Here is a 19,137-nt window from a genome sequence, read left to right on the forward strand (position 1 = left end):
CACCGAGGTGTTTTACGACGAAGAGGTCACAACAATGAAAACGCAGTTCGTACGCCACGCCCTCACCGCCGCCATCGGCGGCATCACCGCCGCCGCGCTGGTCGCCAATGCCCAGGCCGCCCAGGAGGTCAGCCTGGGTCACACTCTCTCTTCCACCTCCCACTATGCGGTGGGTGCCCGGGCCTTCAAGGAGACTCTGGAGGAACTCAGCGACGGCGCCTTCACGGTGACCGAATACGCCTCCGGCGCGCTGGGCGGCGAGCGCGAGATGATCGAAGGCCTGCAGATCGGCACCGTGGACGTGGTCATCACCTCCACCGGCCCGCTCGGCAACTTCGTGCCGGAGACCTACGTGCTCGACCTGCCGTTCCTGTTCGAGAGCTACGACCAGGCCCGCTGCGTGCTCGACAGCGAGCTCGGCGACGAGCTGCTGGAGAAGATGGGCCAGCACGACCTGGTCGGCCTGGCCTGGTCGGAGAACGGCTTCCGCCACCTCACCAACAGCCGTCGCGAAGTGACCAGCCCTGGCGATGCCGAAGGGCTGCGGGTGCGCACCATGGAGAACGAGGTGCATCAGGAGGCCTTCCGTCAGCTGGGCGCACGGCCCACCCCGATGGCTTTCCCGGAGCTCTTCACGGCGCTGCAGCAGGGTGTGGTGGATGGCCAGGAGAATCCCATCACGGTGATCGTCGCCACCAACTTCTGGGAAGTGCAGGACCATCTCTCGCTCACCGGTCACGTCTATTCCCCCGCCGCCGTGCTGGGTTCGCCGCTGCTGCTCGACGGGCTCAGCGACGAGGAGCGCGAGTGGTTCCACGAAGCCGCGCGTGCCTCGGCCGAGGCGACCCGCGGCGAGGTGTCGCGGCTCGAGGAGGAGGGCGTGGCCCTGCTGCGCGACAACGGCATGACGGTCAACACCGAGATCGACATCGGCCCCTTCCAGCAGGCGGTCGAGCCGGCCTACGAGATCTTCACCCGCCAGCACGGCAGCGAGATGCTGGAGAGGATCCAGGAGAAGGCGGCCAGCTGCTGAGAAGAGCGTGAATGCCCGCATGACGTCACTGCGGCGCGCGGGCACTTGTCTACGCTGAGTTACCCAACTGCGCTCCCGGTGCATGCCGGGAGCGCGTCGGCAGGAATCGTGAGCCCATGGTGGATCTCTTTCTTCGTTTCGAACGTCAGCTGACGCGTCTGGCCATGGTCGTCGCCGTCATCATGCTGGTGGTGTCGGTGTCGTTCAGTTTCTATCAGGTGCTGACCCGCTTCGTCTTCAATGCGCCCTCCACCTGGACCGAGGTGGCGGCGCGCACAGCGATGATCTGGTGCGTGTTCATGGCCGCCGCCGCGACCTTCCGTGGCGGCTACATGATGGCCGTGGAGGCGATCTACAAGGTGGTACCACAGCGTCTGCTGCTGGTGCTCGAAATCGCCATCGTGCTGTGCTGCCTGCTGGTGCTGGCGGTGCTGGTCCACTACGGCATCCTCATGACCCGGCGCGTCGCCAACCAGACCATGTCGGGGATGAACATCTCCATGGCCTACGCCTATGCCGCCATTCCCATCGGCGCCGGCTTCGCCATCGTCTCTGTCGTTGCCCGGCTGCTGGCCCAGTTGACCGGCCGCGAGGCGGTGGGTCCCGACCTGGGTGAGGCCGAGGTGGAGATGCACGACCTGCGCCAGACCATGCCCGAGACCGCCGAGGACGTCGAGCGCGGAGGGCCGCGCTCATGAACCTGGTCATCGGTCTGTCGCTGATCATCCTGTTCGCCTTCGGCGTGCCGATCGCCGTGTCGATCATGCTGGCCTCGATCATCGGTATCGAGTTCTTCACCCGGCTGCCGCTGCTGCTGGTACCCCAGCAGATGTTCATAGGCATCGACAAGTTCCCGCTGATGGCGATCCCGTTTTTCATCCTCGCCGGCAATCTGATGGCCGCCGGCGGTATCTCCCAGCGTCTGGTGGACCTGGCCAAGTCCATCGTCGGTGGGGTGCAGGGCGGCCTGGCGATGACCTGCGTGCTGACCTGCATGATGTTCGCCGCGGTGTCCGGCTCCAGCGTGGCGACCACCTTCGCAATCGGCGCCATCCTGATTCCGGCCATGGTGCGCCATGGCTACCCCAAGCCGCTGGCGGCTTCGATCCAAGCCTCGTCGGCGGAGCTCGGGGTGCTGATTCCGCCGTCGATTCCGCTGATCCTGTTCGGTGTCAGCACCGATACCTCCATCGGCCAGCTGTTCCTGGCCGGAGTGGGGCCTGGCCTGCTGATCGGCACCGCACTGATTCTGTTCCTCTATTTGTTCTGCAAGGTGCGTGGCTTCGGTCTGGAGGACCACAAGGACAGCACCAGCTTCGTGATCTCGTTCAAGCGCGCCTGGGCGGCGCTGCTGATGCCGGTGGTGGTGATCGGCGGGATCTACGGCGGCGTATTCACCCCCACCGAGGCTTCGGCGGTGGCGGTGTTCTACGCCCTGCTGGTGGGCGGGCTCTACTACCGCGAACTCAAGATGGCCGATCTGTGGCCGATCCTGCGTCAGAGCGTGATCTCCACCGCCGCGGTGATGCTGATCATCGCCGCGGCGTCGCTGTTCAGCTTCCTGATCAGCCGGACGGGCCTGCCGGGGCATATCGCCGGCTGGGTGACCGGCGTGTTCGACAGCCCCATGGCCTTCCTGCTGGCGGTCAACGTGCTGCTGCTGATCGTCGGCATGTTCATCGAGACCTCGGCCGCCATCCTGGTGCTGGCGCCGATACTGACGCCGATCGCCATCCAGTTCGGCGTCCATCCGGTGCACTTCGGCTTGATCATGGTGGTCAACCTGGCGCTGGGCATGATCACGCCGCCGCTGGGAGTGAACCTGTTCGCCGCCTGTGCGGTAGCCAAGATCTCCATCGATCAGATGCTGCCCTGGCTGGTGCGCTTCGTGCTGGTGGTGCTGGCCTGCCTGGTGGCAATCACTTACATGCCGTGGATCTCGCTGGGTCTGGTGAGGCTGGTGTACTAGCGGCAAGGGAGCAATAACAACAAATGCACAAGGAGAATGTATGAAGGCGCTACCCGTAACCCCCCGCAGCGATGCCCTGATCGGCGGCGAATGGGTGCCGACCCAGGCGCTGCTCGACGTGCAGACGCCCTCCAGCGGTCAGACCATCGCCCAGATCGCCCGCTGCCAGGCCGAGGAGGTGATGGTGGCCGTCGACGCCGCGCGCCGCGCCTTCGCCGGCAGCCTTGGCGAGTGGGCACGCTGGAGCGCGAAGCGCCGCGGCGAGTGGCTGCTGCAGTTCGCCGACGCCATCGACGCCGACCACGCCAACCTGGCGGCACTGGAGTGCGCCGACACCGGCAAGCCGATGACCCAGGCCGAGGCCGACATTCGCGCCTGCGCGCGCTACTTCCGCTTCTACGGCGGCGGTGCCGACAAGCTGCACGGTGAGACGCTGCCCTTCGATGAAGGCTTCACCGTGCTCACCCTGCGCGAGCCCTATGGGGTGTGCGCGCAGATCATCCCCTGGAACTATCCGGCGCAGATCTTCGGGCGCTGCGTGGCGGCGGCGCTGGCTACCGGCAACAGCGTGGTGCTCAAGCCCGCCGAAGACGCCTGCCTGAGCGTGCTGCGCCTGGCCGAGCTGGCCTGCGAGGCGGGCCTGCCGGCCGGCGTGCTCAACGTGGTGCCGGGGCTGGGGCGCGAAGCGGGCGCGGCGCTGGCTGCGCACCCGGCCATCGATCACCTCTCCTTCACCGGTTCGCCCGAGACCGGCACTCAGGTGGCCCAGGCCGCCGCGGCGCACCATGTGCCGGTGACCCTGGAGCTGGGCGGCAAGTCGCCGCAGATCGTCTTCGCCGACGCCGACATGGAAGTCGCGCTGGATGCCGTGGTGCGCGCCATCATCCAGAACGCCGGCCAGACCTGCTCGGCCGGCAGTCGCCTGCTGGTGGAGGCGAGCTGCGCCGAGGAGGTGCTGGGCGAGCTGGTCGAGCGCTTCTCGGCGCTGCGCTGCGATGCGGGCGAAGCCAACGCCGACTGCGGCCCCTTGATCAATGCGCGCCAGAAGGCCGGCCTGGAGGCACGCCTGGAAGCCGCCCAGGCCGACGGTGTGCGCGTGGCGGCGAAGGGGGCATTGGCCGCCGGAGCCCCCGAGGGCGGCTATTTCGTGGTGCCCCACCTGCTCACCGACATCCCCGCTGGCCATGCCGTGCTGCGCGAGGAGTTGTTCGGCCCGGTGCTGGCGGTACAGATCTTCCGCGACGAGGCCGAGGCGCTGCGCCTGGCCAACGCCACCGACTTCGGCCTCTGTGCCGGTGTGTGGACCCGCGATGGCGGCCGTCAGCTGCGTCTGGCCAAGGGCATCCGCAGCGGTCAGGTGTTCATCAACAACTACGGCGCCGGGGGTGGCATCGAGCTGCCGTTCGGTGGCGTGGGGCGCTCCGGGCACGGCCGCGAGAAAGGCTTCGAGGGGCTGCGCAGTTATACGCGGTTGAAGACCGTGGCGATCCGGCATGGTTGAGACGAACGATTCACAGCGAGAGGAGAGAGACATGAAGGCATCACGCAGGGTCGGCCTGATCGGGGTCGGCCTGATGGGGCACGGCATTGCCGCCAACATTCTGCGCGGCGGTCATGCGCTCTGCTTTCTGGATCATCCGGGCAACCAACCGGTGGAAGACCTGCTCGGCGCCGGTGGGGTGGCCAAGGGTAGCGGACGCGAGGTGGCCGAGGCCGCCGAAGTGGTGATCCTGTGCGTCACCGGCTCGCCCCAGGTGGAAGCGGTGCTGTTCGAACCGGGCGGGGTGCTCGAGGGGCTGGCCCCCGGCACGCTGGTGATCGACTGCTCCACGGCGTTGCCGAGCTCCACCGAGCGAGTTGCCGCCCGGGTGGAAGCGGCGGGCGGGCGTTTCATGGACGCCGCCATGACCCGCACGCCCAAGGAAGCCGAGGAGGGGCGGCTGAACCTGATCGTCGGCGCGCCCGAGGCGCTGTTCGCCGAGGTGCGCCCGCTGCTCGAATGCTTCGCCGAGAACATCGCCCACGCCGGGCCGGTGGGGGCGGGGCATACTCTGAAGCTGCTGCACAACTTCGTCTCGCTGGGCTTCACCGCGGTGCTGGCCGAAGCCGCAGCGGCGTCGCGCCGGGCCGGCATCGACGATGCGGCGCTGCTCGACGTGCTCGGCAAGGGCGGCGGTGGTGGCGTGGTGCTGGAGCGACTGCGCCCCTACATCGAAGCCGGCGACCCTTCGGGATTTCGCTTCAGCGTGGCCAACGCGCTCAAGGATATCGGCTACTACCGCACCATGACCGAGGACCTCACCGCCGAGGGCGGGGTGGCCGAAGCGGTGCTGGCGCTCTATCGCCAGGCCAGCGACGCCGGCCATGCGGACAAGTCGGTGCCGGAGCTGGTCGGGTTGCTGGAGCGGGGCAGAGACTAGTCTTCTTCGAGCTCGAGCGGTGGGAGACGCTTCAACGGGTCCTGACGGAAGTAGCGGGTGAGCAGGTCATAGAGCTCAGGGTAGGCGCCGCTGAGCACGTCCGGGGCTGAGAAGAAGGCCTCGCAGCAAACGGCGAAGCACTCGCCGGGATGGGTGGCGGCGTAGTCGTCGATGGGCGGCTCTTCGCCGCGCTCCAGGTGCGCCTGCAGGTCGTCCCACACCGCGGTGAAGACGCGGTGCCACTCCTTGGGGTCGATGTCCCGGGGCAGCGGCGGGAAGCCGTCGACGTCGAGCGCATTGCCCATGTCGAGCTTGTGGGCGAGCTCGTGGATCACCACGTTGAAGCCGCTGAAGTCGCCGCTCTCCATCAGGTCGGGGAAGGCCAGCACCACCGGCCCCTGGGCCGAGGTCTCGCCGGCGCGCTCGTCCTCGTAGGCGTGCATCACGCCGAACTCGTCCATCTCTTCCACCTGACGGTGAAAGGCTTCCGGCAGGATCAGGAGCTCGTGGAAGCCGCTGAACGCCTCGTCGTGGTCGTCGTCCGACCAGCCCAGCGTCAGCAGGCAGGCCTGGGCCGCCAGGGCCAACTGGGCGGGCTCGTCGAAAGTGGTGTGGGCGGTCAGATCGGGATGCATGCTGGTGCGCTTGGCATGCAGGAAGTACCAGGCGCGCCGACCCAGGCGCTCGGCCTCCTCGTCGCCGAGAAAGGTCAACAGCGGCAGGCGCGAGCGGGCCTCGGCCCAGGCTGCCTGGGGAAACGGATGGCGGGCCTCGAAGCGCTCGGCCCGCCAGCGGCGCAGGCGGCGAAACATGGCGTCAGCTCTCTTCCTGGCGTGAGCCGGACTTCCACGACCAGTCGCGCCAGCGCAGGTCGAACAGATCCTTGCGCCGGTCCTTGAGATTGGTCACCGAGCCCTCGGCGCGCACCACGGTGAGCCGGGTGAGGTCGAGGTCGGAGAAGATCACCATCTCGGTATTGGGCGTGGTCTCGGAGAGCACCGCGTCGTGGGGAAAGGCGAAGTCCGAGGGCGTGAACACCGACGACTGGGCGTACTGGATGTCGAGGTTGCGGATCGACGGCACGTTGCCCACGCTGCCGCACAGCACCACGTAGCACTCGTTCTCGATGGCCCGCGCCTGGGCGCAGTGGCGCACCCGCAGGTAGCCGTTCTTGGTGTCGGTCCAGAACGGCACGAACAGGATGTCCATGTCCTGATCGGCCAGCAGCCGGCCGAGTTCGGGGAACTCCACGTCATAGCAGATCAGGATGCCGACACGACCGGCATCGGTCTCGAACACGCGCAGCTCGTCGCCGCCCTCGATCACCCACTCGCGGCGCTCCTGGGGCGTGATGTGCAGCTTGGATTGCTTCTCGACGTCGCCGTCGCGATGGCACAGGTAGCTGACGTTGTAGAGCCGGTCGTCCTCGCCCACCTCGATCATCGAGCCGGCGACGATGTTGATGTTGTAGGAGACCGCCATGCGCGAGATTTCGGTCTTGAACTGCTCCGTGAAGCCGGCCAGGTAGCGGATGGCGGCGAGCTGGTCCTGCTGGGTGGCGCGATCCTGCAGGCCCATCAGCGGCGCATTGAACAGCTCCGGGAAGACGGCGAAATCGCTCTGGTAGCTGGAGATGGCATCGACGAAATACTCCACCTGCTGCAGCACTGACTCCATTGATGCGCACTCGCGCATCTGCCACTGCACGGCGCCCACGCGTACCTGAGTGGGGCGGTTCTCCAGCACCCGCTCGGCGGGCTCGTAGAGAATGTTGTTCCACTCGAGCAGAGTGGCGTAGCCCTGGGACTTTTCGTCCTCGGGCAGGTACTTGCGCAGCAACCGTTTGACCTGGAAGTCGTTGGCCAACTGGAAGGAGAGAATCGGGTCGTAGATCTCCTTGCGCGCTACCCGCTCGATGTACGCGGTGGGCGAAAGCTCGCCAGCGTGCTCGTGATACTGGGGGATGCGACCACCGGCCAGGATCGCGCGCAGGTTGAGCGAGCGGCACAGCTCCTTGCGTGCCTCGTAGAGGCGCCGGCCCAGGCGGTAGCCGCGATAGTCGGGGTGGATCAGCACGTCGAGCCCGTACATGGCGTCGCCTTCGGGGTCGTTCAAGATGATCTCGCGGTTGCCCACCAGGTCGTCGTACTTGTGCGGGTTGGAGAACTCGTCGTAGTCGACCCGCACGGTGAGCGCCACGCCCACCAGCCGTTCGTCGTCCTCGATGGCGATCTGGCCGTCGGGGAACTCCTGGATCAGCCGGTCGATGGAGTGCTGCGGCCAGGCGCCGCCGATGTCGTCGTAGACGGCATCCATCAGCTGCTTGAGCTGAGGGTAATCGTCCTGCGTCAGGTTGCGGAGATTGAGGTGCAGGTCTTCAAGGGACATTGCGCTCGGTTCCTGATCAGGGGAAAGCCAGCAGTCTAGCATGCCGGGCTCGCTGCCTCCGTAACATGGCCGAGTCGTCATCGTGTCATGGCGCTGTCATCGAAAGTCGTCAGCATGGCCGCACTTCGTCGAATTAGCGGCTACGCTGAGTTTCGGGAGAGTCGATGACAGCCATGCCACGCCTTCACGGGCAACGCGGAAGCAGTATGAACCCAGACAACAATAATCAGGGGCAGGATCAGAGCCCGCAGCGCCAGCCATCCGGCTCGCACGTCCCCATGCGAGATCACCAGCGCATCCGGCTCGAGGCCGTGAGCAAGCGCTGGGGCGATACCGCTGCCGTCGACGCCATCGGCTTCGACGTGGCGCCGGGGGAGTTCGTCATCCTGCTCGGCCCCTCGGGCTGCGGCAAGTCGACCACGCTGCGCATGATCGCCGGGCTCGAACAGGCCACTGCCGGTCGCATCGAGATCGGGGGGCGCGACGTCACCCATCTGCCGCCGGGCGACCGCGGCATCAGCATGGTGTTCCAGTCCTACGCGCTGTTTCCCCACCTGAGCGTGGCCGACAACATCGTCTTCGGCCTGCGTAGCCGCAAGGTGCCCAAGGCCGAGCGCCGCGAGCGGCTGGCGCGGGTGGCCCAACTGGTCGATCTCGAAGCCTATCTCGAGCGCAAGCCGGCCCAGCTCTCCGGCGGCCAGCGTCAGCGGGTCGCGCTGGCCCGGGCAATCATCTCCGAACACCCCATCTGCCTGATGGACGAGCCGCTGTCCAACCTCGACGCCCGCCTGCGCGGCGAGATGCGTCGCGAGATCAAGGCGCTGCAGCAGCGGCTCGGAATGACGGTTATCTACGTCACCCACGACCAGGTCGAGGCGATGAGCATGGGCGACCGGGTGATCCTGATGCAGGGCGGCCGGATCGTGCAGGACGCCACCCCGAGCGAGCTCTACGAGCGCCCGGCCAGCGCCTTCGCCGCCGGCTTCATCGGCAGCCCGGCGATGAACCTGGTCACGCTCGCGGTGGCGGCGGACGGCGCCGTGATCGACGGCGAGCCTCGCTGCAGCGTGGCGCCCCACGAGGCCAAGGGGCACTGGCTGGGCGTTCGCCCGGAGGATATCCGCCTGCTGCCGCCCGACGCTCCCGGCGTGCCCGCCGAGGTGATCGATGCCGAATACCTCGGCGCCGACAGCATCGTACGGCTCAAGGTGGGTGACCAGCAACTGCGCGCCCGTCTCGAGGGCAGGCCGTCGCTCGCTGCCGGCTCGCCCTGTCGGCTGCAGTGGCGCCGTGAATCGGCGCACTTCTTCGATGCAGGCGATGGACAGCGGCTGGCGATAGCGGGGCACGACCTGGCCGCACCGCCTGGCCGCCATCGCTTCGAGCCGGGCCTTGCCGGCGCTTCGACCCAAGAACGCGAGGCGCGAGCCTCGTCCCATCCCGCAGGGAACGACTCTTCAGGAGTGAAACGATGAACGCACGCTTCTCTCTATCAGGTGGCTGTTCAGCAGGTGGCAGTCTCGTCAAGGGCGGCAGGCTGGGTGCCGCGGCGGTGGCCGGGCTGTTGGCCGCCGGTTCGCTGAGCGCCCAGGCCCAGACCGAGCTGACCATGTACTACCCGGTGGCCGTGGGCGGTGCCCTGACCGACGTGATCGACGGTCTGGTGGCCGAGTTCGAGAACGAGCATCCGGATATTTCGGTGAATGCCATCTACGCCGGCAACTACGACGACACCCGAGTACGGGCAATGTCGGCCATCGAGGCAGGCAATGCGCCGCAGCTCTCGGTACTGTTCTCCATCGACCTGTTCGACCTGCTGGAGCAGGACGCCATCGTCTCCTTCGACTCGGTGATCGAAACCGACGAGGAGCGCGAATGGCTCGACGGCTTCTACCCCGGTCTGATGGAGAACGGCCAGATCGACGGTGAGACCTATGGCATTCCCTTCCAGCGCTCCACCATCGTGCTCTACTGGAACAAGGACGCCTTCGAGGCCGCCGGGCTCGACCCCGAGACGCCGCCCGAGAACTGGGAGGAGATGGCGGAGATGGCCGCCGCGGTGCGCGAGGCCAGCAACGGCCAGCAGTGGGGCGTGATGGTGCCGTCCACCGGCTATCCCTACTGGATGTTCCAGGCCTTCGCCTTCCAGAACGGTCACCGGCTGATGAACGAAGAGGGCACCGAGGTCTACTTCGACGACCCCGCCGCCATCGAGGCGCTGGAGTACTGGGTCTCCCTCTCCCAGGAGCATCAGGCCATGCCCGACGGCACCATCGAGTGGGGCACGCTGCGTCAGAACTTCATCGAGCAGGCCACGGCCATGATGTGGCACACCACCGGCAACCTCACCGCGGTGCGTAACGAGGCCGGCTTCGACTTCGGCGTGGCGATGTTGCCCATGAACACCCAGCGTGGCAGCCCCACCGGAGGCGGCAACTTCTACCTGTTCAAGGACAGCACCGAGGAGGAGCAGCGCGCGGCGATGACCTTCATTCGCTGGATGACCGACCCCGAGCGCGCCGCGGCCTGGTCGATCGAGACCGGCTACATGGGCGTGAGTCCGGCCTCCTACGAGACCGAGGCGCTGCGCAACTACGTCGAGGAGTTCGCGCCGGCGGCGGTGGCCCGCGACCAGCTCGAGCACGCCACCGCGGAGCTGGCCACCTACCAGGGCGGACGGGTGCGCCGGGCGCTGGACAACGCCGTGCAGGCGGCATTGACCGGCCAGATGTCGCCGGAGGAGGCGCTCAAGCAGGCCCAGGCGGAGGCGGACGCGGCGTTGCGCCGCTACGCGCGCTCTCGCTGAGGCTTCGAAGGGCATAACGTCGAAAAATCGAACCGACACAGATAGGGCGCTGGGGGCAAGGTCGAAGAGGAGGTCATTTGCTGGGGGTGAGGAGCATTGCTCCGAACGGGCTGGCCATGGATGGCCAGCACCGGCCCTGCAAGCGGAGAAGGATGCGAGAGCGCCGCAGGGCAAATGTAGCGTTCAGGGAAGGATGCACAGCGTCTCCTCCTAGGCTTTGCCGCCGGTGCCGCCATGGCGCAGGAGGCCAACCCGAGTGATACGAAACGCCGACCGTCGTATGCAGATCTACGGTGCGCTGTTGCTGCTGCCGGCGGCGGTGCTGCTCGGCACCTTCGCCTACCTGCCCACCGTGGCGACGTTGATCAACAGCTTCTTCCTGCCCGGCTTTCGCGGCGCGCCGCCGGAGTTCGTCGGGCTGGAGAACTACGCCATGCTGGTGGAGGACCGCACCTTCTGGCGGGTGGCGCGCAACAACCTGATCTATGCCCTCGGCACCATCCCCACCTCCATCGCCCTGGCGCTGGGCATGGCGCTGTTCGTCAACGCCCGCCTGCCGGGGCGCGGCTTCGTGCGCATGGCCTATTTCACCCCGACCATCCTGCCGATGATCGCCGCGGCCAACATCTGGATGTTCTTCTATGCGCCGCAGATCGGCCTGTTCAACAAGTTGCTTGGCGCGCTGGGGCTCTCCGGGGTCAACTGGCTGGGCGACCCCAGCGTGGCGCTGACCTCGGTGATCGTGATGACGGTATGGAAGGAGGCCGGTTTCTTCATGATCTTCTACCTGGCGGCGCTGCAGAGCATCCCGCCGGAGCTGAAGGAGGCCTCGGATCTGGAGGGCACCAGCCGCTGGAGCTTCTTCTGGCGGGTGACCTTCCCACTCTTGATGCCGACCACGCTGTTCGTGCTGATCAATGCCCTGATCAACGCCGTGCGGGTGGTCGATCACCTGTTCATCCTGACCAAGGGCGGGCCCAACAACGCCACCAACCTGCTGCTCTACTACGTCTACGAGAATGCCTTCTCGTTCTTCGACCGCACCTATGCCGCCACCATCACCGTGGTGATCCTGCTGGTGCTGGCGGTGGTGGCCACGCTCAAGTTCACCGTGATCGACCGCAGGACGCACTATCAATGAACCGAGCCATCAGCCCCGCCGCCAGCCGCTTCGCCCTGCGCGTGCCGAGTCTCGAGACCACGGCCGCCTGGCTGCTGGCCATCATCTGGATCTTTCCGCTGCTCTACGCCATCTGGGCCGCCTTCCATCCGCCGGCCTACATGGTGCGCTTCGATCTGTTCGCTCCGATCACGCTGGACAACTTCGCCAACGCCTGGGCCCAGGCGCCGTTTGCCCGCTATTACCTCAACACCTTCCTGCTGGTCACCGGGGTGGTGCTGGCGCAGTTCGTGGTCTGCACCCTGGCAGCCTTCGCCTTCGCCCGCTTTCCCATTCCCGGGCGCGACGTGCTGTTCATGCTGGTGCTGATCCAGCTGTTCGTGTTCCCCGAGGTGCTGATCGTGGAGAACTACCGTATCGCCAGTGGGCTGGGGCTGGTCGACACCATCACCGGCATCGGCCTGCCTTACGTGGCCAGCGCCTTCGGCATCTTCCTGCTGCGCCAGACCTTCAAGACCATCCCCCGCGAGCTGGAGGAGGCCGCCCGGGTGGAGGGCTGCGGTTGGATGGCGATCCTGCTCAAGGTCTATGTGCCCCTGGCCAAGCCCACCTACCTGGCCTACGGCCTGGTCTCGATCAGCCACCACTGGAACAACTTCCTGTGGCCGCTGGTGGTCACCAACTCGGTGGAGAGCCGCCCGCTCACCGTGGGGCTCGGCATCTTCTCGGCGCCGGAAACCGGCGTCAACTGGGCCACCGTCAGCGCCGCCACGCTGCTCAGCATCGCGCCGCTGCTGGTCGCCTTCCTGCTGTTCCAGCGCCAGTTCGTGCAGTCGTTCCTCAGGGCGGGGATTCGCTGACGTTCTCATTGACTACCCTTGGGGGTGAATGCACCCAAGGAGAGATGTCATGGCTCAAGGACAGCCAGTGGGGCAGGGCAAGCAGGCCAAGCTATACCGCATGGTCATGAAGGAGCACCTGTGCCCCTTCGGCCTCAAGAGCAAGGACCTGCTGGAGCGCAAGGGCTTCGAGGTGGAGGATCACCATTTGTCCACGCGGGAGGAGACGGAGGCGTTCAAGGAAGAGCAGGGCGTCGATACTACGCCCCAGGCCTTCATCGATGGCCAGCGTATCGGCGGCTACGACGAGCTGCGCGAGCATTTCGGGCTGGATTCGCCGGGCGAGGATGAGACCACCTACCAGCCGGTGATCGCGCTGTTCGCCACGGCGCTGCTGATGGGCTTCGCCGTGAGCTGGACCGCAACCGGCTCGCTGGTGAGCGCGAGAATGCCGGAGTACTTCGTGGCCATTGCCATGACCCTGCTGGGGCTGCAGAAGCTCAAGGACGTGGAGAGCTTCAGCACCATGTTTCTCAATTACGACCTGCTGGCTCAGCGCCAGGTGCGCTATGGCTACGTCTATCCCTATGCCGAGACGCTGGCAGGCATTCTGATGCTGGCCGGGGCGCTGGTATGGCTGGCCGCTCCCGTGGCGCTGTTCATCGGCACGGTGGGCGCCGTCTCGGTGTTCAAGGCGGTCTACATCGACAAGCGAGAACTCAAGTGCGCCTGCGTGGGTGGCGACAGCAAGGTGCCGCTGGGCTTCGTGTCGCTCACCGAGAATTTGATCATGATCGCCATGGGGCTATGGATGCCGCTGCGCATGTACCTCCTATAGCCTCAGCGTTTCGTCTCGGCATCGCGTGCCGGCAGTGGCTCGGCATGAGGCATGTTCCGCTGCGCCTGTGTCGAGGGGCCACCTTCCTGTAGCTGCGCCAGTACGCAGCGGTTACGCCCTTCGCGCTTGGCCTGATAGAGCGCTTCGTCGGCTAGCGACAGCAGCGTCGAGGGCGGCATGGCTGAGGTGGGGCGGGCCACGGCAACACCGATGCTGATCGTGACCACCGCTGAGTGGGGTACGCCTGCGTTGGGTATGGCCAGGGCTTCGATGCCCTGGCGAATACGCTCGGCGGCCTGGAACGCCGAAGAGGCTGAGGCGTTGGGCATCAGCACGACGAACTCCTCGCCGCCATAGCGCACCACCAGGTCGAGCTCGTGGCGCACATGGTGCTGTATCTCCTGCGCAACCTGGCGCAGGCAGACGTCGCCCTCGAGATGACCGTAGCGGTCGTTGTAGTTCTTGAAGCAGTCGATATCGAGAACCAGCATGCCGAGCCTCGTTCGCTCGGCGATGGCCTCGTTCCAGCGCTGCGCCAACACCTCGTCAAAATGGCGACGATTGGCCACCCCGGTCAAGGGGTCGGTGGTCGAGATCCTGGCCAGGGTCTGGTTGTCCTGCAGCGTGGCTTCGTTGCCGAGTCGTTCACGCAGCAGCAGCAGATAGGCCTGGCGCTCGCTGAACTCCAGTCGGTAGTTGGCCAGCAGCGTGAAGACGGCACTCGAGGTAAAGACAACCAACGTGTTGATCTTCACGGCATTGTCGGTGTGCCCATAAGGAATCACGAAGCTCGTCATGATGATGGCGCAGAGCAGCGAGGAGAGCAGGGCGAAGCCGAAGCGCAACGAGAAGACGATATTGCCCACCAGCAGGATCAAGCCGAACGAGAAGGTATCGAGAAACGAGTAGGGGGAATCCGAGAGGTAGAAGTTCACGTTGGAGAGCAGCATGGCGATGACGATGGTGGCCGCCATGGTCGCCTCGCGCAGGATCGGCGAGAGTCCGCGGTAGATGGCGTAGAGGGCCGCCAGGCCCAAGGGCGTCATCAGGCCGAAACGCAGCCAGGCCGCGGTCAGCAGGGATTCGGGCCTGATCACATAGTCATTGAAGATGTACAGATTGTAGATGACCAGCGCCAATAGGCCGGCGATCACCAAGAGATGGCTACGCCGGGCGGAGGTGTCGGCCTCGAAGCGGGCCTCTACCGCAGGGCTGAAGCGCAGGCGATACCAGGGCCTGAGCAGGTCGGCCTCTACGGCGCTCAATAAGGTGTCTTTCACGGCCGGTCCCCCATCGCTGGCACCGTTCTCGATCATGGTGCTCTGGAAGGGATATCGGCCGCTCATTACCTAACTTAACTTTTTTATGCCTCTGTTATGCCTCTTACCCGCGCTGCCAGCCCGAAGACGTGCCGGTCCTCGGCGCCGAGTTCTGCCAGAGCATCGGCCAGATGCAGAAGGTAGTCGCGGTTGGCGCCGCTGGGGCCGTGAGCGACGGCGATCTGGTGGGCCATTTCGTCGAGCGGGGCGGCGCCGAGAAAGGCGGCATTGTCCGCCGTGGCCAGATAGATCAGCCCCTCGGCATGGTCGCCCTCGGCGAAATGCAGCGTCACCCGCTCGCGCAGGTAACCGTTCTTCTCGCGCACGTCGAGCGGGCCAAGCACCTCGGCGTCAATACGATAGGCCATGCCTTGGCAGAGCGCGCCGGGAGATTCGATCAGCGTTGCCACGCGCCCCGGCGCCCCCGGCGTGCCGCGATGATCGTGGGAGCCCTGCCAGAAGCGTCGCGCCCAGCCTTGGATATGGGCGGGGCGGCGCTCGTGGAAGGGGAACTCCGCCTTCCAGATCAGCGAGCCATAGCCGAACAGCCACAGGGTCTGGTCGGTCGCGAAGAAGTTTCTTTGTCGATTGAGTGACGTGGTATCGACGGTCATATGTTGCGTGTGGTTCTGCGTATGAGCGGTTGGGTCAGCGTCTGGGCCATGAGTACCCCGGCCAGCACCAGCACGCCACCGACCAGATGGAACAGGGCAATGCGTTCGCCGAGGTAGGCCATGGCGATCAGCGCGCTGAACAGCGGCATGAGGTTGATGAAGATGCTGGCCTGACTGGCGCCGATCTGGCGGATGGCGCGCATCCACAGATAGGTGGTGACGATGGAGGCGGGTATGCCGGCATACAGGATCAGCCAGACGTTATGGCTCTCCACCGGGGTCATCGGCCCCATCAGGTAGGGCGGCAGCAGGAACAGCACGGCGAACACCACCTGGGCGTAGAGCAGCACCCAGGGCGGCAGGTCCAGCGGCCAGCGCTTGAGCATCACCCCGTAGAGCGCGTAGCAGGTCGCCGCCACCACCATCAGCAGGTCGCCGAGCGCCACTTCCAGTTCCAGCAGCGAGAGCGGGTCGCCGCGACCGAGCAGCACCAGCACGCCGAACAGGGCGACGAGCCCGCCGACGGTGCCGCCGAGGCTGGGTGCTTCGCGCAGGATCAGTGCACTGAGCAACACCGTCAGCAGCGGCACCATGGCGGCCAGGATGCCCATGTTGGTGGCCGAGGTGGTCTCGGCGGCCACGTAGGCGAGCCCCTGCCACAGCCCCATGCCGAGCAGGCCCAGAGTGGCGAGCTTGGCCCATTCGCGGCGGATGGTTTGGCGATGATGCCAGGCGGCCGGCAGCAGGAAGGGCGTGAGCACCAGCAGCGCCAGCACCCAGCGCAGGAAGGCGATGCTGCTGGGGGCGATGGCGCCTACGGTGAGCTGATTGATGGTCATGTTGCCCGACCAGATCAGCACGGCACCCAGCGGGGGCAGGAAATAGAGCAGCGGCATGGTGCCTCTCGACATGGTGTGGCCCCGCTGTGCCGGGGCTCGCGAAAGCCACATGATATCGGTCTGGTGCCTGGGTGCAAATCATGAGGAAGCTAACCGGTTGCCGGGCGTCGGGCTGGCGTTCGCTGGGCTTGGTCTACCCTAATAAGGGCGAGTTATGCCAACACACACAACGCTAACGTCGAGGTGAACCATGGAGCATCGACACTACGGATGGATGGCACTGTGTACCGCACTGGGGCTGATCGTCTTCGCCGGCCACGTGCAGGCCGAATCGCACGGCGACGACCCCGCCCTCGAGGACGCCGTCGCCTATGCGGGCCGCTGGGCGACCGAGCCAGCCCTGTGTGCGCGAGACGAGGAGGATCAAGCCATTACACTTGGCCCGTCACGTATTGAGGGCGGCGAGGCCACGTGTGACATGGAGGTCACGGAAGAGGGAGACAACCTCTGGGAGGCCCAGCTCGATTGCCCGGCCGATGACATGGCCACGGACGAACGGATTCGCATGTCGCTCGAAGCGGGAGACGAGGCGGAAGATGACGTGCTGACGCTGACCTACCTCGACCGCGAGGACCTCGAGATAACCCTGATGCGCTGCCCCGGGCCCGGCGAGTGAGCGACACCCACGCATGTGCGAACTTGAACGCAGCGAGCCCCACCGAGGTGGGGCTCGCTGCTATCTGCTGCATTTATACTGGCTAGTACCTAGTGCTAGCTCGCAGCTCAGATACCGAGAATCTCCTTGGCCTCGTTCAGCGCCTCTTCGGACTGGGCGTGGTCGCCATCGTTGTGGTACTGCTCGCCCTGTTCACGCAGCTCGCGCACCCGTGCGAGTTCGTCCTCGCTGAGCTGGGCAACCTTGGCGTCATCCGCCAGCGCCTCGTCGATCTCTGACATGAGCATGGGGCACTGGCCGGCCCAGGCGGGCGCCATGAAGGCCATCAGCACCATTGCGGCAAAGAGCTTCTTGATCATTGTGGGTTCCTCCCGTCGGGCGCAGCCCCGTCGTTGCCACTTGGCCGGCCCTGCAATTTGTCGATATCCCGCTACCGTCCGGGCGCCACTCAAGCCGGTGACGCACCGTGTTCCGGTCTGGCGCTGTCAGTATAGATGGCCGCTGCGCTTCCTACCGAAACGATGAAATGGTAGCTATGACGCAATCGACGGGAGCTAGCGACAGGAGGGGTTAACTCATAGGGTGTATAATTAATTATTATTCATTGTGGATAAAAGGGAAGAATATCGTTATGGGTAGTCCAGGCGATCCAGCATCGATCAGCGACATGCACACGGATTACACCGTGGGTCAGGACAATATCGAGGGGCGGCTGGGACCTATCGGCTTCGACATCCACAACCGGGTATTCGCCGTCTCGGCGCTCGCCTCCGTCGTCTTCATCATTCTCACCCTGCTGTTCCCGGAAAGAGCGGGCGCCATCTTCCAGGCCATCGTCGGCTTCGCCACCGGCACCCTTGACTGGTACTTCATGCTGGTGGTGGATTTCTTCATCCTGTTCTGTATCGCCCTCGTCCTGCTGCCCTACGGCTCGGTGCGCCTGGGCGGTCCCGATGCCCGTCCGGATTACGGCTATCTCTCCTGGTTCGCGATGCTGTTTTCCGCCGGCATCGGCATCGGCCTGCTGTTCTTCGGCGTGCTGGAGCCGGTCTATCACGCCAACGTCTCCCTGCCGCTGGGCATCCCTTCGCCGTTCGGCGCCGACGGCGAGCTAGACCCCACGGCCATCGGTGAGGCGACAGCCCTGGGTCTGGCCGGCACCTACCTGCATTGGGGCATTCACGGCTGGGCGGTCTACGTGGTGATGGCGCTGGCACTGGCCATCTTCACCTACAACAAGGGCTTGCCGTTCTCCATCCGTTCGGCCTTCTTTCCGATCCTGGGCGAGCGGGTGTGGGGCTGGTGGGGGCACGTGATCGACATCCTGGCGGTGTTCTCCACGCTGTTCGGGCTGGCCACCTCGCTGGGTCTGGGCGCGCAGCAGGCCAATGCGGGGATGAACTTCGTCTTCGGCCTCGAGGTCAGCGCCACGGCCCAGGTGATCATCATCCTGCTGGTCACGGCGGTGGCCCTGGTGTCGGTGTGGCGGGGGCTGGAGGGCGGGGTGAAGAAGCTCTCCGAGTTCAACATGGCCATGGCGGTGCTGTTTTTCTTCTTCGTGCTGCTGGCTGGCCCGACGCTGGTGGCGCTGAGCGGTTTCTGGACGGGCCTTGCGACCTACGTGACGGAGTTCGTGCCGCTGTCGGCTCCCTTCGGCCGCGAGGACGATGCCTACCGTCAGGACTGGACGATCTTCTACTGGGCCTGGTGGGTGAGCTGGGCGCCGTTCGTGGGCATGTTCATCGCCCGGGTGTCGCGAGGGCGCACGGTACGCGAGTTCGTGATCTGCGTGCTGCTGATCCCCAGCCTGTTCATCTTCATCTGGATGGGGGTGTTCGGCAGCGTCGCTCTCGATCAGCTCTATGCCGCACCGGAGACCAGCCTGGTCAAGGAGTACGTGATCGACAGCTACCGCCCTGAGCTGTCGCTGTTCGGCATGCTCAACGAGCTGCCGCTGACCGCGCTGATGTCGACCGTCGGCATCGTGCTGGCCTTGATCTTCTTCGTCACCTCGTCGGATTCCGGTTCGCTGGTGATCGACACCATCACCGCCGGCGGCAAGATCGATGCGCCGCGGCCGCAGCGGATGTTCTGGGCCGTGGTGGAGGGCCTGGTCGCCATCGTACTCCTGCTCGGCGGCGGTCTTGCCGCGCTGCAGGCGGGGGTGACGGCCACGGCGATTCCGTTCTCCATCGTGATGCTGCTGATGTGTTACACCATCATCAAGGCGCTGAACGGGGAGCTGCGCCCCCGGCGTCCCGGCAAGGCGTGATCGA

18 protein-coding genes are annotated in these 19,137 nt (G+C 65.7%); 12 read left to right on the plus strand and 6 right to left on the minus strand.

Annotated features, from left to right (window positions below):
* The first annotated feature begins 34 nt into the window (after positions 1-34).
* From HOP53_RS10795 to HOP53_RS10815, 5 genes are all read left to right on the plus strand, one after another.
* Positions 35-1,033, plus strand: coding sequence for a TRAP transporter substrate-binding protein (locus HOP53_RS10795; protein ID WP_234270043.1), 999 nt, complete (start codon positions 35-37; stop codon positions 1,031-1,033).
* Positions 1,034-1,149: 116 nt separating this feature from the next.
* On the plus strand, positions 1,150-1,731 hold the full coding sequence (locus HOP53_RS10800) for a TRAP transporter small permease (RefSeq protein ID WP_234270044.1): 582 nt from the start codon (positions 1,150-1,152) through the stop codon (positions 1,729-1,731).
* Positions 1,728-3,002, plus strand: coding sequence for a TRAP transporter large permease (locus tag HOP53_RS10805; protein ID WP_234270045.1), 1,275 nt, complete (start codon positions 1,728-1,730; stop codon positions 3,000-3,002). Before HOP53_RS10800 ends, HOP53_RS10805 begins: the two co-directional genes overlap by 4 nt.
* Before the next feature lie 40 nt (positions 3,003-3,042).
* Positions 3,043-4,503, plus strand: coding sequence for an aldehyde dehydrogenase family protein (locus tag HOP53_RS10810; protein ID WP_234270046.1), 1,461 nt, complete (start codon positions 3,043-3,045; stop codon positions 4,501-4,503).
* 31 nt (positions 4,504-4,534) lie between these two features.
* Positions 4,535-5,422, plus strand: a complete 888-nt coding sequence (locus HOP53_RS10815; RefSeq protein WP_234270047.1) for an NAD(P)-dependent oxidoreductase — start codon at positions 4,535-4,537, stop codon at positions 5,420-5,422.
* On the opposite strand, the gene HOP53_RS10820 is transcribed toward HOP53_RS10815, so the two are convergent.
* The gene (locus HOP53_RS10820) at positions 5,419-6,234 is read right to left on the minus strand and encodes a M90 family metallopeptidase (RefSeq protein ID WP_234270048.1); all 816 of its coding nucleotides are present in this window, start codon (positions 6,232-6,234) and stop codon (positions 5,419-5,421) included. The genes HOP53_RS10815 and HOP53_RS10820 overlap by 4 nt on opposite strands.
* A 4-nt stretch (positions 6,235-6,238) precedes the next feature.
* Positions 6,239-7,810 carry a bifunctional GNAT family N-acetyltransferase/carbon-nitrogen hydrolase family protein gene (locus HOP53_RS10825; protein WP_234270049.1) on the minus strand — a complete coding sequence of 524 codons (1,572 nt, stop codon included), beginning with the start codon at positions 7,808-7,810 and terminating at the stop codon, positions 6,239-6,241.
* Between the two features lie 278 nt (positions 7,811-8,088).
* Between HOP53_RS10825 and HOP53_RS10830 the strand changes: the two genes are divergently transcribed.
* From HOP53_RS10830 to HOP53_RS10850, 5 genes are all read left to right on the plus strand, one after another.
* Entirely contained in the window at positions 8,089-9,285 is a 1,197-nt protein-coding gene (locus HOP53_RS10830) for an ABC transporter ATP-binding protein (protein WP_276574620.1), read from the plus strand.
* Positions 9,282-10,616 (plus strand): ABC transporter substrate-binding protein, encoded by a 1,335-nt coding sequence (locus HOP53_RS10835; RefSeq protein ID WP_234270050.1) that lies wholly within the window; start codon positions 9,282-9,284, stop codon positions 10,614-10,616. The genes HOP53_RS10830 and HOP53_RS10835 overlap by 4 nt, the downstream gene beginning before the upstream one ends.
* Before the next feature lie 280 nt (positions 10,617-10,896).
* The gene (locus tag HOP53_RS10840; RefSeq protein WP_234270427.1) at positions 10,897-11,757 is read left to right on the plus strand and encodes a carbohydrate ABC transporter permease; all 861 of its coding nucleotides are present in this window, start codon (positions 10,897-10,899) and stop codon (positions 11,755-11,757) included.
* Positions 11,754-12,596, plus strand: a complete 843-nt coding sequence (locus HOP53_RS10845; protein WP_086511768.1) for a carbohydrate ABC transporter permease — start codon at positions 11,754-11,756, stop codon at positions 12,594-12,596. The genes HOP53_RS10840 and HOP53_RS10845 overlap by 4 nt, the downstream gene beginning before the upstream one ends.
* Before the next feature lie 49 nt (positions 12,597-12,645).
* Positions 12,646-13,413 carry a glutaredoxin gene (locus HOP53_RS10850; protein WP_234270051.1) on the plus strand — a complete coding sequence of 256 codons (768 nt, stop codon included), beginning with the start codon at positions 12,646-12,648 and terminating at the stop codon, positions 13,411-13,413.
* Between the two features lie 2 nt (positions 13,414-13,415).
* Here the strand turns inward: HOP53_RS10850 and HOP53_RS10855 are convergent, their stop codons facing one another.
* The 3 genes from HOP53_RS10855 to HOP53_RS10865 form a co-directional block, all read right to left on the minus strand.
* Positions 13,416-14,693: a GGDEF domain-containing protein gene (locus HOP53_RS10855; RefSeq protein ID WP_234270052.1), complete on the minus strand. Its 1,278-nt coding sequence runs from the start codon at positions 14,691-14,693 to the stop codon at positions 13,416-13,418.
* A gap of 83 nt (positions 14,694-14,776) precedes the next feature.
* Positions 14,777-15,346 (minus strand): gamma-glutamylcyclotransferase, encoded by a 570-nt coding sequence (locus tag HOP53_RS10860; protein ID WP_234270053.1) that lies wholly within the window; start codon positions 15,344-15,346, stop codon positions 14,777-14,779.
* Positions 15,343-16,242, minus strand: coding sequence for a DMT family transporter (locus HOP53_RS10865; RefSeq protein WP_234270428.1), 900 nt, complete (start codon positions 16,240-16,242; stop codon positions 15,343-15,345). The genes HOP53_RS10860 and HOP53_RS10865 overlap by 4 nt, the downstream gene beginning before the upstream one ends.
* A 193-nt stretch (positions 16,243-16,435) precedes the next feature.
* Here HOP53_RS10865 and HOP53_RS10870 point away from each other — a divergent pair, with 193 nt between their 5' ends.
* Complete coding sequence (locus HOP53_RS10870; RefSeq protein WP_234270054.1) at positions 16,436-16,861, plus strand: hypothetical protein; 426 nt, start codon at positions 16,436-16,438, stop codon at positions 16,859-16,861.
* A gap of 107 nt (positions 16,862-16,968) precedes the next feature.
* On the opposite strand, the gene HOP53_RS10875 is transcribed toward HOP53_RS10870, so the two are convergent.
* Positions 16,969-17,220: a hypothetical protein gene (locus HOP53_RS10875; protein WP_234270055.1), complete on the minus strand. Its 252-nt coding sequence runs from the start codon at positions 17,218-17,220 to the stop codon at positions 16,969-16,971.
* A 308-nt stretch (positions 17,221-17,528) separates the two neighbouring features.
* Between HOP53_RS10875 and HOP53_RS10880 the strand changes: the two genes are divergently transcribed.
* Positions 17,529-19,133: a BCCT family transporter gene (locus HOP53_RS10880; RefSeq protein ID WP_234270056.1), complete on the plus strand. Its 1,605-nt coding sequence runs from the start codon at positions 17,529-17,531 to the stop codon at positions 19,131-19,133.
* Positions 19,134-19,137: the final 4 nt, after the last annotated feature.

It is taken from the genome of Billgrantia ethanolica (assembly GCF_021404305.1).
In the GTDB taxonomy this organism is placed as follows: Bacteria; Pseudomonadota; Gammaproteobacteria; order Pseudomonadales; family Halomonadaceae; genus Halomonas; species Halomonas ethanolica.